This is a genomic window from Leptolyngbya sp. DQ-M1 (assembly GCF_039962505.1).
GTDB lineage: Bacteria > Cyanobacteriota > Cyanobacteriia > Leptolyngbyales > Leptolyngbyaceae > Leptolyngbya.
Genome location: NZ_JAMPLJ010000003.1, coordinates 559,949 through 573,757 on the forward strand (window position 1 = coordinate 559,949; position 13,809 = coordinate 573,757).

The 13,809-nt window shown below is 47.5% G+C and carries 12 protein-coding genes; 10 read left to right on the forward strand and 2 right to left on the reverse strand.

Features of this window, described 5'->3' with window-relative positions; genetic code table 11:
* The first annotated feature begins 84 nt into the window (after positions 1 to 84).
* From murI to NC981_RS12410, 3 genes are all read left to right on the forward strand, one after another.
* Positions 85 to 939, forward strand: coding sequence for a glutamate racemase (gene murI / locus NC981_RS12400; RefSeq protein WP_190379032.1), 855 nt, complete (start codon positions 85 to 87; stop codon positions 937 to 939).
* Between the two features lie 229 nt (positions 940 to 1,168).
* A complete protein-coding gene (sds, locus tag NC981_RS12405) occupies positions 1,169 to 2,140 on the forward strand; it encodes a solanesyl diphosphate synthase (protein ID WP_348243068.1) in 972 nt (323 codons plus the stop codon).
* Positions 2,141 to 2,372: 232 nt separating this feature from the next.
* Positions 2,373 to 3,635 (forward strand): glycosyltransferase family 1 protein, encoded by a 1,263-nt coding sequence (locus NC981_RS12410; RefSeq protein ID WP_348243069.1) that lies wholly within the window; start codon positions 2,373 to 2,375, stop codon positions 3,633 to 3,635.
* A 206-nt stretch (positions 3,636 to 3,841) separates the two neighbouring features.
* On the opposite strand, the gene hpxZ is transcribed toward NC981_RS12410, so the two are convergent.
* Positions 3,842 to 4,207, reverse strand: a complete 366-nt coding sequence (gene hpxZ / locus NC981_RS12415; protein WP_348243070.1) for an oxalurate catabolism protein HpxZ — start codon at positions 4,205 to 4,207, stop codon at positions 3,842 to 3,844.
* A 100-nt stretch (positions 4,208 to 4,307) separates the two neighbouring features.
* On the opposite strand from hpxZ, the gene NC981_RS12420 reads away from it, so the two are divergent.
* The 7 genes from NC981_RS12420 to NC981_RS12450 all read left to right on the forward strand — a co-directional run bounded on the left by NC981_RS12420 (position 4,308) and on the right by NC981_RS12450 (position 12,355).
* Positions 4,308 to 5,387 (forward strand): DNA topoisomerase IB, encoded by a 1,080-nt coding sequence (locus NC981_RS12420; RefSeq protein ID WP_348243071.1) that lies wholly within the window; start codon positions 4,308 to 4,310, stop codon positions 5,385 to 5,387.
* A gap of 138 nt (positions 5,388 to 5,525) precedes the next feature.
* On the forward strand, positions 5,526 to 6,713 hold the full coding sequence (locus NC981_RS12425) for a bifunctional sterol desaturase/short chain dehydrogenase (RefSeq protein ID WP_348243072.1): 1,188 nt from the start codon (positions 5,526 to 5,528) through the stop codon (positions 6,711 to 6,713).
* Positions 6,714 to 6,814: 101 nt separating this feature from the next.
* Complete coding sequence (locus NC981_RS12430; RefSeq protein ID WP_348243073.1) at positions 6,815 to 7,426, forward strand: hypothetical protein; 612 nt, start codon at positions 6,815 to 6,817, stop codon at positions 7,424 to 7,426.
* Positions 7,427 to 7,516: 90 nt separating this feature from the next.
* Positions 7,517 to 8,500, forward strand: coding sequence for a porphobilinogen synthase (hemB, locus tag NC981_RS12435; RefSeq protein WP_348243074.1), 984 nt, complete (start codon positions 7,517 to 7,519; stop codon positions 8,498 to 8,500).
* Between the two features lie 229 nt (positions 8,501 to 8,729).
* Positions 8,730 to 10,358, forward strand: coding sequence for a glycosyltransferase family 39 protein (locus NC981_RS12440; RefSeq protein ID WP_348243075.1), 1,629 nt, complete (start codon positions 8,730 to 8,732; stop codon positions 10,356 to 10,358).
* 288 nt (positions 10,359 to 10,646) lie between these two features.
* The gene (locus tag NC981_RS12445; RefSeq protein ID WP_348243076.1) at positions 10,647 to 11,705 is read left to right on the forward strand and encodes a Fe(3+) ABC transporter substrate-binding protein; all 1,059 of its coding nucleotides are present in this window, start codon (positions 10,647 to 10,649) and stop codon (positions 11,703 to 11,705) included.
* Positions 11,706 to 11,716: 11 nt separating this feature from the next.
* Positions 11,717 to 12,355: a MotA/TolQ/ExbB proton channel family protein gene (locus NC981_RS12450; RefSeq protein WP_348243077.1), complete on the forward strand. Its 639-nt coding sequence runs from the start codon at positions 11,717 to 11,719 to the stop codon at positions 12,353 to 12,355.
* On the opposite strand, the gene NC981_RS12455 is transcribed toward NC981_RS12450, so the two are convergent.
* Entirely contained in the window at positions 12,352 to 13,701 is a 1,350-nt protein-coding gene (locus NC981_RS12455; RefSeq protein WP_348243078.1) for an anthranilate synthase component I, read from the reverse strand. The genes NC981_RS12450 and NC981_RS12455 overlap by 4 nt on opposite strands.
* Between the last annotated feature and the right edge of the window lie 108 nt (positions 13,702 to 13,809).

Consider the following 13,809-nt stretch of genomic DNA (forward strand, 5'->3'; position numbering starts at 1 on the left):
CAAAAAATCAGAGTACGATTGCTTCAGCCTTCTGGCTTTTGATGTTCTGATCTGAATGTTCTGAGTGGTGTGAGGAAGTAAGACATGATCAACCTGGGAGAAGAGTTCGGCTGCTTAGCTGAGTCACCGAATGGCTCAAATCCGATCGGGCTATTTGATAGCGGGGTCGGTGGCTTAACGGTGCTGCGCGAGATGTATCGCCAGCTGCCGAACGAATCGCTGTTGTATTTTGGTGATACTGCCCGTGTCCCGTATGGCACTCGATCGCAGGCCGAAATTATTCAGTTTGTCCGCGAAATTTTGAATTGGATGGTAGAACGTCGCGCCAAAATGGTGATTATGGCGTGTAATACCAGCTCGGCATTGGCGATCGAAACCATCCGCCAAGAGTTTCCAAGTCTACCGATTCTGGGTGTGATTCTGCCAGGTGCAAGAGCAGCCGTCAAACAAGGACGACGTATTGGAGTAATTTCGACTCCTGCCACTGCTGCCAGTGATGCCTATCGCCAAGCCATTCTTGAAGTTGAGCCGACCGCTGAAGTTTGGCAAATTGGCTGTCCTGAGTTTGTGCCATTGATTGAGCAAGGGCGAATTGAGGATTCTTATACTTATAAAGTCGCTCAACGTTATCTCAAGCCGCTATTAGATCAAAGCATTGACACGCTAATTTATGGCTGTACACACTATCCGCACCTCGCTCCGGTTGTGAGATCGATCGTCCCCAGTTCGGTACAGCTGATTGATCCGGCCGTCTCCGTTGCGAAAGCAGCCGCGCAGGAGTTGGAATTGCTGGGCTTGCGATCTGCACAGCCTCCTTTACCGACGCAGTTTTATGTCAGCGGCACTCCAGAGCCATTTGTGGAAGTAGCGCAACGCTGGCTCGGTTACACTCCGACAGTACAGCAAGTGACACTCTCGGAATCGGTCGCCGTGGGTTAAGACCATTGGTTAAGACTATTTGGAGCTTGGTGAAGGAGCTAGGTTTGCGCTTGTCGCCACTGCTTCAATTCCTCAAGCGTGTTGAAGTTAAGCGGCGCGATCGTGCCGCTTGAAACCGGCTAAACTGAGAACCGCAAATTTTTAATCCCCTAGATTTGCGGATTTATGAGTAAAATAAGGTCACAAGCCGTAAAAAAACTTAACCTATAGCTTCTGAGTCGGCAACTACATGACCTCAGCCACATCCCTCTTTTCTCCGGTAGAAGCGGATTTACGTTTACTTGCCGAGAACCTTAAAAATCTGATCGGTGCGCGTCATCCTATTCTTTACGCTGCCGCAGAACACCTGTTTAGCGCCGGAGGAAAACGTATTCGTCCCGCGATCGTCCTGCTCGTTGCTCGTGCTACGATGCGCGGACAGGAGATTACTCAGCGTCATCGCCGTCTTGCGGAAATCACTGAGATGATTCATACCGCTAGCTTGGTGCATGATGATGTGATCGACGAGTCGGAGATGCGGCGAGGACTTCCCGCAGTTCATAGCCGATTTAGTACACAGGTTGCCGTATTAGCCGGGGATTTTCTGTTTGCTCAGTCGTCGTGGTACTTGGCAAATCTAGAAAATATCGAAGTGATTAAGCTGTTGTCTGAGGTGATTAAGGATTTTGCCGAAGGTGAAATTCAGCAAGGATTGCTTCGTTTTGATACAGGTTTAACGATCGACTCTTATCTAGAAAAAAGCTATTACAAGACGGCATCTTTGATCGCAAATAGCTCGAAAGCGGCAGCATTGTTGAGTGATGCTTCCGATGCAGAGGCACACAAGCTGTATCAGTACGGACGGCACTTAGGCTTAGCGTTTCAGATTGTTGATGATATTTTCGACTTTACCAGTTCAGCTGAGGGGCTTGGAAAACCTTCGGGATCGGATTTAAAGAGTGGAAATTTGACGGCTCCGGTGCTGTATGCCTTAGAAGAAAAGCCTTATTTAGAAGAGTTGATCGATCGAGAATTTGCTCAGGAAGATGATCTAGAACAAGCCTTAGCGCTGGTAAGAGATAGTCAAGGCATTCAAAGAGCGAAGGAATTAGCAACCTATCATGCCAAGGCTGCGATCGAACATCTATCAGATTTGCCGCCTTCTGACTCGCGCCAAGCTTTGATTAAGCTGACGGACTATGTATTGAACCGATCGTATTAAAGCTTAAAGTTGGACTTCACTGAATCTAGGCAGGTAACCCTGCCTTTTTTTATTGCAAAATCTAACCAGCGATAGAAGAGATTCGCTTCTATCGCTATCTAGCTATATAAACTTATCCTACGATTTCTGACTCCTGAAGGATGGGGATTGCGCCATTTATTACTACGCTTAAACGCAATGGTTATGAAATTTCACATTTGTTTTCATTCATCGTGTTTTGGTAAGAGAAATTATGGCTATCTCAGGTGAGCGTCCCCGGATCGCATTGATTTCCGTGCATGGCGATCCCGCGATCGAAATTGGCAAAGAAGAAGCGGGCGGGCAGAATGTCTACGTGCGGCAAGTGGGCGAAGCGCTCTCGCGGCAGGGGTGGCAGGTCGATATGTTTACTCGTCGATCGACTGCTGATCAGCTTGAGATTGTGCAGCATAATCCACATTGCCGCACGATTCGGCTCACCGCAGGCCCGAAAGAATTTATTCCGCGTGATGATCTGTTTGGTTATTTGCCGGAATTTGTGCAGAATTTTCAGCAGTTCCAAACTGATTTGGGCGTTGAATACCCGTTAGTGCACACCAATTATTGGCTATCGTCTTGGGTTGGCATGACGCTGAAAAAGCTCCAAGGCTCGAAGCAGATTCACACTTATCATTCATTAGGAGCCGTTAAGTATCAATCGGTTTCAGCGATTCCGATGATTGCAAAGACGCGGCTTGCAACGGAAAAACAATGTCTCGAAACCGCAGAGCGGATTGTTGCCACCAGCCCTCAAGAGCAGGAACATATGCGATCGCTCGTTTCGCAGCACGGCAACATTGATATCATTCCTTGTGGAACTGATATCAAGCGGTTTGGTCAAATTTCTCGCGCTGAAGCTCGTGAGGTTCTGGGATTGAATCAAGATGACAAGATTGTGCTGTATGTGGGACGGTTCGATCGACGTAAAGGCATTGAAACCGCAGTCCGCGCTGTCGGGCGATTACAGCACGAGAATCTGAAATTGATTATCGGCGGTGGCAGTCGTCCGGGACAAAGCGATGGGATGGAGCGCGATCGCATTGAAGGGATTGTAAATGAATTAGGCTTGCAAGATATCACGCTGTTTCCCGGTCGTTTGGGGCTGGAGAATTTGCACTTGTACTATGCTGCGGCAGATGTTTCGGTGGTGCCGAGTCATTATGAGCCGTTCGGATTGGTGGCGATCGAAGCAATGGCAAGCGGTACTCCGGTGGTGGCTTCAGATGTGGGTGGACTGCAGTTTACGGTGATTCCTGAAGAGACTGGACTGTTAGCGCCCCCGAAAGATGATGCGGCATTTGCACAAGCGATCGATCGGATCTTATCTGATTCAGCTTACCGCTATCAGTTGGGACGGGCGGGACGCGATCGGGTAGAAGCGATGTTTAGCTGGGATGGAGTAGCCTCTCAGTTGGGGAAGCTGTATCAGCAAGTATTAAGTGTGCCTACGGTTGAGCGATCGGCAGTGAGTGCATAGCGATCGGAATTCAAATCGCTTAAAGCTCCAACTTTTCTTATTGTGAAAGGTTGGAGTTTTTCGATGTTTATTCAGGGATTGGCGGCAATAAAATCTCTAGCTGGATTAGCAAGGGTGGCAATTCTGAATGAATAATTGTCCACAAAGTTTGTTGGCTGATCCAATCCTGCAATTCAACCATTTTCCCAAACCTGAAGCACTTACATTTACATTAGCGAAACGTGCGCAGCGATAACTTTCCAACCGTCAGCCGTTCGCATCCAGGTTTGGCTTTGTCGTCCAGTTTTACCAGAGCGGACAAACTCCGTATTTGCTGTAGCAAAATCCTGTCCGTAAGTGGTGATCACTGTATTTTGTAGGGTTCGATCGAGTCCCACCGCCGATCGCCCTGCCCGAAATTGCGCGATCGCTTCATAGCCATATAAATTCTCAGTTGCACCATAGCGAATCGTATGCGGACTTTGCCAAAAAAGCTGATCTAACACCGCAACATCATTACTAATTAAAGCCTTTTCATATTGTTCAAAAACGGCAGTCACTTCCGCCAACACATCAGGAAGGTTAATTTCCATCGCAATTTGCTCCTCAACCTTTAAGACTATACTTCCTTGCAGATTTCAAACATCGTTCAGTTTGATACGGTCAAACTATCCCGAAATGATGTTTGAAATCATGAATTTAGCCGTCGCCGAGCTTCCTACCGAAATTCCCACGGATCCGATCGAGTCTGCCGAAGCGGTTGGATTACACTACGTCAGCGACGAGATGCCAGGAATTCGACGCAAGCGATCGGGAAAAAGCTTCATTTATTTTGATCCGAATGGCGATCGTATCAAAGACGAGAAAACCATTCAGCGCATTAATTCTCTCGCAATTCCGCCTGCTTATCGGGACGTGTGGATTTGTTCGCTTGAAAATGGGCATTTGCAGGCAACTGGACGCGACGCGAAAGGACGAAAGCAGTATCGGTATCATCCACTGTGGCGATCGATTCGCGACCAGACAAAGTTCTCCCGCATGATTGCTTTTAGCCAAGCCTTACCAGAGATTCGGCGGCGATTAGAGCAGGATTTAGCGCTTTCCGGATTGCCGAAACAAAAAGTATTAGCGACTGTTCTCAAGCTCATGGAACTAACGCGAATTCGAGTCGGCAATGAAGAATATGCGAAAACAAATGAGTCTTACGGTTTAACAACATTGCACGATGATCATGTGAATGTGATTGGCTCAAAAGTTCGCTTTACATTCCGGGGAAAAAGCGGAGTTGATCATGCGATCGACATCAACGACAAACAACTTGCAAAGATTGTCAAACGTTGTCAAGATCTCCCCGGTCAAGAGCTTTTTCAATATTTAGATGAGAATAAACAACCGCAAGATATTAAATCGAGTGATGTGAATGATTATCTGAGAGAAATCACAGGTCAAGATTTTACAGCAAAAGATTTTCGCACTTGGGCAGGAACAGTTTTAGCCGCTACTCATTTAGCTGAAATTGGCAAATTTACCTCACAAACAGCCGCAAAAAAGAATATTACACAAGCGGTTAAATCTGTGTCTTCTTATTTGGGAAATCGCCCTGCAACTTGCCGGAAATATTATATTCATCCGGGTGTATTAGAGGCGTATTTAGATGAATCGCTGCATGATTTAGTTGAAAAACACAGCACGATCGTCATCGAAGACTGCCACGCGCTCCAGGCTGAAGAATTAGTCGTGGTGGCGCTGTTAACAGGAGAAGTAAAGGATTAATTGCATCCTTGAGCAAACTGCTTACTATGGATTAGAGCGCACGATCGCAAATCTGACTGGACTCAAATTCGGTCAGTTGAAATGCCGCGCTCAAGGTAAAGTAGGGAAAGTTTTATTAAGAAGCATTACATCGGGTTCATGGATCTGCGATTTCTGTACAGTCAGCTACTCGTTCAATGCCTCCTTGGAGTTTCTGCAATTGTTCTTGCAGAACTGATACGGGACGCTTATCACCTTGCCGGACACTACTGGCAACCCCTAAAACGTTTTCATAACCTCCATCACAAAGCTTATCGTCCGGATTTGACGATCGCCAGTTTAGAACTTTACCAACGGGCGCAACTCTACAATGATGTGCCAGAATCAATGGCAATGTTCAGCGCCACAACCCTACTGGCAGGTTTGACCCAAATGCCGGGATTCTGGTTAGGATCACTCTACTCGCTGGTGTTTCTAATTCCAGCTTTGGCACGATCGCAAGGGTTACTTTTACAAACCGATGTCACCCACAAGCCTGGGGATTTAATTGATTTACCAAAGCCTTGGATTGTGAATCGCACTTACCACTGGCGACACCATTTTGATCAGCCAAATGCTTATTTCTGTGGTCACTTTACGATCGTAGACAAAATGCTGGGAACAAGCTTGTCGCTCAAAGATAAAGTTGTGGCGGTTACAGGAGCGTCTGGCACGCTGGGACAGGCGTTAGTTGCAGAATTAACTCGGCAAGGTGCAAGAGTGATCGCACTGACAACCCGTGAAAATGCAAGCTTTGATCCCAAAGTTGAGGTGCTGCAATGGCAGATCGGAGCGGAAGAAGACCTTCGATCGCGCCTGCAAAAAGTGGATATCTTCATTCTCAATCATGGGGTGAATGTGTATGACGATCGTTCTCCTGAAGCAATTCAGACTTCATACGAGGTCAATACTTTTTCGACTTGGAAGCTCGCAGAATTGTTCTTAGAAACTGTTACTGTGTCTTCGCATAAAGCGCTCAAAGAGCTTTGGATCAACACTTCAGAAGCAGAAGTAAACCCTGCTTTTAGTCCGCTTTATGAACTATCGAAGCGAACATTAGGTGATTTGATTACTTTGCGGCGATTAGATGCACCTTGTATTATTCGGAAGCTGATTCTAGGCCCGTTTAAGAGTCAATTGAATCCTTATGGGGTGATGCCAGCATCGGGTGTCGCTTGGGCGATCGTTGCTTTAGCAAAACGAGATTTTCGCGACATTATTGTGACGATCAACCCGCTTACCTATGCGCTGTTCCCGGTAAAAGAGGTGTTGCAGTCGCTTTACTTCCGATTGTTTACAAAACCCTAACTTTTAGATTTCGAGTAGTGTGAGAACTCCGGTTGCATTAGGCGATAGGCGATCGGAGTTCTGTTGTTTTCAATAGAATAGAGAAAGCGCGAGGAAAGCCTATGTCATTCAGCCCGTTCGGTGAAGTCGTCAAAGAATTCCAGGTGCGATATACCGAAGCAGAATTTATTCAGCAACTCGCATTTCAGATTTCTGAGTATTTTCGAGAAGATTTGCAGTTAATGATGCGCGAGGCAGTGATTGATAATTCTGAGTTTGCGATTTGTGAGAATTTAATCTATCCCGTTCTGAAGGAAGTTTGGAAACACTACCGCGATCGCTGCATCATCTGGAGCCATCAATCCCTGAACTACGATGAAAGGCTGCGTGGCTTTCCAGAGTACATTCTGGCACGTCGCTCTCCACTCGGTAAAGTCGTGTTTGACAAGCCCTATTTACTTCTAGTCGAAGCAAAACAAGACAACTTTGAAACAGGTTGGGCGCAATGCCTTGCAGAAATGATTGCGGCTCAGAAACTCAATGGAGAACCGGAAATTATCATTTACGGAATTGTGTCGAATGGCGATCGCTGGCAATTTGGCAAGCTCGAAGCCGAGGTCTTTACCCGTAACACAACCTTCTTCACGATTCAGGAACTCGATGTTCTGTTTGGCGCATTGAACTACGAGTTTCAACAGTGTGAAGTGCAACTGAGAAGTTATGTTGCGGTTTAGTTTTTTACAGTTTGTTACCTTGTCTGGTTCCTCACCATCAACGTTTTAGACTTGTAAAGCATCCTTGATCGACCCCCCGTATTTAACGCTATGTTTCCAACCCATCGCCCGCGTCGGCTCCGCACCCATCCCCAACTGCGCCGCATGGTGCGGGAAAACGCTTTAACCACCAGCGATTTGATTTACCCGTTGTTTGCTGTGCCCGGACAAGGGATTGCCAATGAAGTGCGATCAATGCCGGGAGTGTATCAGTTGTCGATCGATAAAATTGTCGAAGAAGCAAAGCAAGTTTACGATCTCGGCATTCCTTCGATCATTTTGTTTGGCATTCCTGACGATAAAGATACCGATGCAACCGGAGCTTGGCACGATTGCGGTATTGTCCAAAAAGCAGCAACAGCCGTCAAAGAAGCCGTTCCAGAGTTAATCGTGATTGCGGATACGTGCTTGTGTGAATACACCTCGCATGGGCATTGTGGCTATCTCGAAGTGGGCGATTTGACTGGGCGCGTTCTCAACGATCCAACCCTAGAACTGCTGAAGAAAACCGCAGTTTCGCAAGCAAAAGCTGGAGCCGATATTATTGCGCCCTCTGGCATGATGGATGGCTTTGTCGCCGCAATTCGAGCAGGATTGGATGAGGCTGGATTTCAAGACATTCCGATTCTGTCTTATGCCGCGAAGTATGCGTCTGCTTATTACGGGCCATTCCGGGATGCTGCGGAATCGACTCCGCAATTTGGCGATCGTCGCACTTATCAAATGGATCCTGGCAATTCACGAGAAGCGATCAAAGAAATTCAACTCGACATTGCAGAAGGCGCAGATATGCTGATGGTGAAGCCTGCTTTGGCTTACATGGACATCATTCACCAGGTCAAGCAAGCGTCTAACCTTCCCGTCGCGGCTTACAATGTGTCGGGTGAGTATGCGATGGTGAAAGCCGCAGCCCTGAACGGCTGGATCGATGAAGAACGAGTCGTCATGGAGACCTTGCTCAGCTTTAAGCGGGCGGGAGCAGATTTGATTCTGACTTATCACGCGAAAGATGCAGCCCGTTGGCTAGGTGCATGATTGTGGAATAGAACTGTTGCGTGAATGCTTTACCGAATCAAATCTGCGGCTATCCAAACGAAGTCCGTCTACCTTTGATTCGGCAAAGCATTCACGCTTCATGCAAAGATTTAATATCAATGTCAAGCGCGATCGTGCTTCTCGTGTTCTAAGCAACCTGTAGTTTCAGGGAAAGTTGTAGGAGAAAAACTGCGGTAGAATTCCCCTGCACTGGATAGAAGGAAGTGTTGTGAACTGGAAGCGAATTCTGCCTTATCTCACTCTGTTACTTTGGGTTTTGCCGATCGTTCTAATTCGCAGTTCTCAGCAAAGCCTGATGGCACACGATGAAGGGATTTATGCAACGCAGGCACGAACCATTCTGAGAACCGGAGACTGGATCACGCCACAGTGGGGCGGGGGATATAGCTTCGATCGCACGGTCGGAATTCAATGGCTGATTGCCGGATCGTATTTGTTATTTGGAACGAATGAGGGAGTCGCACGACTCCCAAGTGCGATCGCGTTTGTGCTGAGTGTGTTGCTGACGTATGCGATCGGGGTACGGTTGACTACGCCTCGAATTGCTTGGCTTGGGGCGGCGATTTTTAGTGTGATTCCGTTAGTAGTGCAATACGGACGATTAGCTACGCAAGATATGGTTCTCGTCTGCGTGGAACTGATCGCAATTTGGACGCTACTCATGGCAGAATCTTCAGAGCGTCCCTGGAGGTTTCTGACAGGCTTGATGTTTGGTGTGGGATTCATGATCAAAGGATTCATGATTATTCCCGCGACGATCGCGCTATTTCCTTATCTAATTTTTCAGCATCGCCGCCATCGTCATTTGTTTGATCCCCTACTGTACTTGGGATGTGCGATTGGGTTATTGCTACCGATTTTTTGGCTATGGGCAGCAGTTGAAAAATATGGAACCGCCCCGATTCAAGAACTGTTTGGTAAACTAATTCATCTAAAGGGGCAAACCTATCAGGGTGCAAATCAGTTCTATTATCTCTGGAATATTCCTGCAAATGGTTTTCCTTGGGTCTTTTTCGCGTTAGCTGGTTTGTGGCTTTCGTGCTTTCATTCTGATATTCGAGCATTGTTAAAATCGAAGCAGAGTCGTTTTTTACTGATTGGCTATCCGGTTGTATTATTTATTGAATTAAGTATCTTTGGAACGCGAACACACTATTATCCAATCCAGTTAATGCCGTTTATTGGATTATTCGCGGCGATCGCACTGTCTCATCTTGCATATCTTTACAGGCAGCGCAAACAAACGGGGTTATTCATCGGGCTAAATCTATTCATAGGCGCGATCGCAATAATTTTGCTCGTCATTGTGAATCGGCGCATGATGATTGCTCAGGTATTTTCAAACACACTGCGGAGTGGCACGATCGAATCGATTGCGCTGGTTGTGCTGGCTGTGGGATTAGGGTGGCTCAGCTTACCTGTAATTTGGCTGCTGCGGAACCGTGTTTCGAGGCATCAATCTGCAAATTATTGGATCGCAGTTTGGCTACTCACATCCTGGTTAGCGATGGCAATGCTGCACCTGACTGGATTATGGGGAGATTATGATCCCCGACTCAAACAGTTTTTGTCACAGCCGAATGTTCAGTCAATTTTGCGATCGCAGCCTGTGAGTTTTGTGGTGAATGAAGCGTTGATTAGTCGCGACGATCGCAAGCGGCAATTGCTGCTGAATTTTTATACGCCCCAAATTGGGCAATACATCAAAGATCCGAAAATTTCACCGAATACAAAGTACGCCTGGATTGATCCCAATCTTGCCAAAACGTCGATCGTGAATTACGAGCCTGAAGAAATTTTTGAGGGTTGGGTCTTGGCGAGGCGCTCAGGCTCTTGACAAACTATCACATCCTAAGATTCCAAAAGCTTGAGAGATTTTTGCAAAAGAGTGCCTCAAATCTGGCGATAGAGCCCAACGAATGAAGCCTGAAAGGCTTATCAGGAAGAAAAATCAAGAGAAGCAGGCGAGCCGATCGTCCTTTTTTGATCCATTTGCTTGACAGTGATTCCAAACTCCTTTAAGTTCCTTATTAGTAACTTATGTCAATTAAGATAGAATTTGCGGGCAGATTACTGCGAGTTCTAGCTAGTTTGGGCATCTCGAGTCCTGGTGGAACACTTCAATATGACTATGAAAAGACGGCTTTTTTTGGCTTCTGGTGCAGCGATCGCCGCTGTGACTGCCCATCAAATTTGGGGATTCAACACCGAACAATCGATCGCCGCACCCCGCGTTCTCAATCTCTACTCTGCTCGTCACTACGACAGCGATAACGCTGTCTACCAAGGCTTTACTCAAAAAACAGGCATCAAAGTCAACTTGGTGGAAGCGGATGCCGACAAGCTGATCGAGCGGATTAAAAGCGAAGGCGCAAACAGTCCCGCAGATGTTCTACTCACCGTGGATGCAGGACGGTTGTGGCGTGCCCAACAGGAGAACTTACTCCAGCCTGTGCGGTCTTCGAGGCTCACCAGTGCAATTCCTAAAAACCTGCGCGAACCCAGTGGACACTGGTTTGGCTTTACTCGGCGGGCGCGGGTGATCGTGTACAACAAAGACCGCGTGAAGCCGTCTGATCTCTCGACCTACGAAGATTTAGCCAATCGGAAATGGAAAGGACGTATTGTCGTGCGATCGTCGAGCCATGTGTATAACCAATCGCTCACAGGGTCGATGCTGGCAAAACATGGTCCTCAAAAGACCGAAGAATGGGCGCGGGGACTGGTCGCAAACTTTGCGAGATCGCCTGAGGGCAATGACACCGCTCAGATTAAAGCAGTCGCCGCCGGACAAGGCGATCTCACCCTGGTTAATACCTATTACGTAGTGCGTCTAGCTAAGTCCAACAAACCGGAAGACAAAGAGATCGCTTCTAAAATCGGAGTCTTTTTCCCGAATCAGAAAGAGCGAGGCACTCACGTCAATATCAGCGGTGGTGGCGTAGTCAAAACGGCTCCTAATCGTGAAGCAGCGGTACAATTTTTGGAATATCTCGCCAGCCCGGAAGCTCAGGCCATCTTTGCGGGAAGCAACAACGAGTATCCAGCGGTAAGAGGTTCGACGATCGATCCGGTCTTATTGAGCTATGGTAGGAACTTCAAAGAAGATCCGCTGAATGCTTCGGTGTTTGGTAAAAACAATGCAGAAGCGCTAAAAATCATGGATCGCGCAGGCTGGAAATAGCAGAAATTTCAATGTCAACGCTGTTTGATTTGATTGCGAAAGGCGGTCCCGTAATGATTCCAATTGCGGGACTGTCGATCTTGACGATCGCTTGTGGTTTGGAGCGATCGTTGTTTTGGTCAAAAGTATTACGGGGCGAAGACCGCATCGCTCACCGAATCTTGGATGCAGCTCGATTTGATTTGCTTGAAGCGCGATCGATTGCAGAAGCCGCAACGAATTTGCCGATTGCACGGTTCATGTTAGCAGGGCTGAAACTTGATCAGCCTTCTCCCGAAACGATGCGATTGGCGCTCGAAGCAGCGGGCGATCGGGAATTTGTGCAGATGCGAAAGGGCGATAAGCTGCTTGAAACGGTGATTGCAATGGCTCCATTGTTGGGGTTGTTGGGAACAGTCACCGGATTAATTATCACGTTCTTTAATCTCCGAGTTGGAGGTGGAACAACGGTTGACACGAATAAAGCTGCGGCTGGAATCGCCGAAGCCTTAATCACCACCGCAGGCGGCATGATCGTGGCGATCGTGGCACTGGGCATTTTTCGGCTGTGTGTGGCGTTGCAGGCGAATCAGGTTGATTATTTTGCGGATATGGGCAGCGAGTTGGAGTTAATTTATCGCCAATGGTATGAGCGCAAACGGGAAGATTAAACTTCCTGTCCGAGTGCGGCAAGTTGCGCTCGTGCTTTTTGCAAAGATTCAAACCACTCTCGTTCGGGATCACTATCTGCTACAATTCCCGCGCCAACCTGCCCCCAAACGATCGCGCTCTCTTCCTGACGTGCATACAACAACGTGCGAATCAGAATGTTGAGATCAAGATTTCCACGTCGATCGAGATAACCACAAGAGCCATAAAACAAACTGCGCCGCACAGGTTCTAACGCTTCAATAATCTCCATGCACCGGACTTTCGGGCATCCGGTAATGGTTCCACCCGGAAACAGAGCGCGAATCACATCGATCGAATTAAACTGTGGCTGTACTTTGCCGATCACATTGCTGACTAAGTGCATCACATGGCTATAGCGTTCGATCGCGAGTAATTCATCAACCTGTACACTGCCCCATTCACACACTCGTCCCAAATCATTACGCTCTAGATCCACTAGCATAATGTGTTCAGCTTGCTCTTTAGTGTTGCCGAGTAATTCTTGAGCTAGATCGCGATCGTGTTCGATTGTGGTTCCACGCGGACGAGTTCCAGCGATCGGGCGGGTTTCTGCGATTCCATCTTTTAGTTTGACCAATCGTTCTGGAGAACAGCTAATCACATCCCCCCAAGGCGTTTTCCAATAGCTGGCAAACGGTGAGGGATTAATGGATTGCAGCGATCGATAAATTGTCCAGCTTTCAGCTTCGGTTCTCGCTTCAAATCTCAGAGATAAATTAGCTTGAAAAATATCACCCGCTCGGATGTGTTGTTTAGCCTTGAGAACGATCGCTTCATAGTCCGTTTGCTTCATGCAGAACTGAGTCTCAAATGCTGAACTTTTGAAGGAGGTTTGAACTAAATTTGATAGCCGTTTCTCAAGCTGATCCAATTGAGGTTGATTACTTGCCGCCAACCATAAAACTTGCTGCTCATGATCTAACACCGCAAAGCATTCTGGCTCATACCAAAACGCCACCGGAAACGGTAAAGTCTCTGGTTTGAGATACGGAAGCCGCTCAATTTCCCAAGCAAGATCATAGCCCAACCAACCCAACCAACCGCCCGTAAACGGTAAATGCTCTGGCGCTTGAGACGGGATTTCCTGCTCGATCAACTGATTGAGAAACGGCAGAATTTCTCCGATCGCAGGTGTCCAAACTCTAGCCGCTCTAGGCTGTCCCGCGCAGATAGAAAAGCGCCCCAACTGCGGATAGTCCGGCGATGCTGGAGAAGGACTTTCTAATAAAGCTGCAATCTTATCCTGCAAAAACAAAGCAGCAAACACTTCTGAACCTGTGCGCTGATGCAATGGAATCGATCGCCAAACCCAAGGAAGCAACATAAAAGAAAACAGCAACAACGTAAGCTAACGACAGTTCGACGAGTCTTTCTGCTTCGTTGAGTGCGGCGATCCGAATCCATCATCAAAGCAAGTTACTTCTGTCTCACT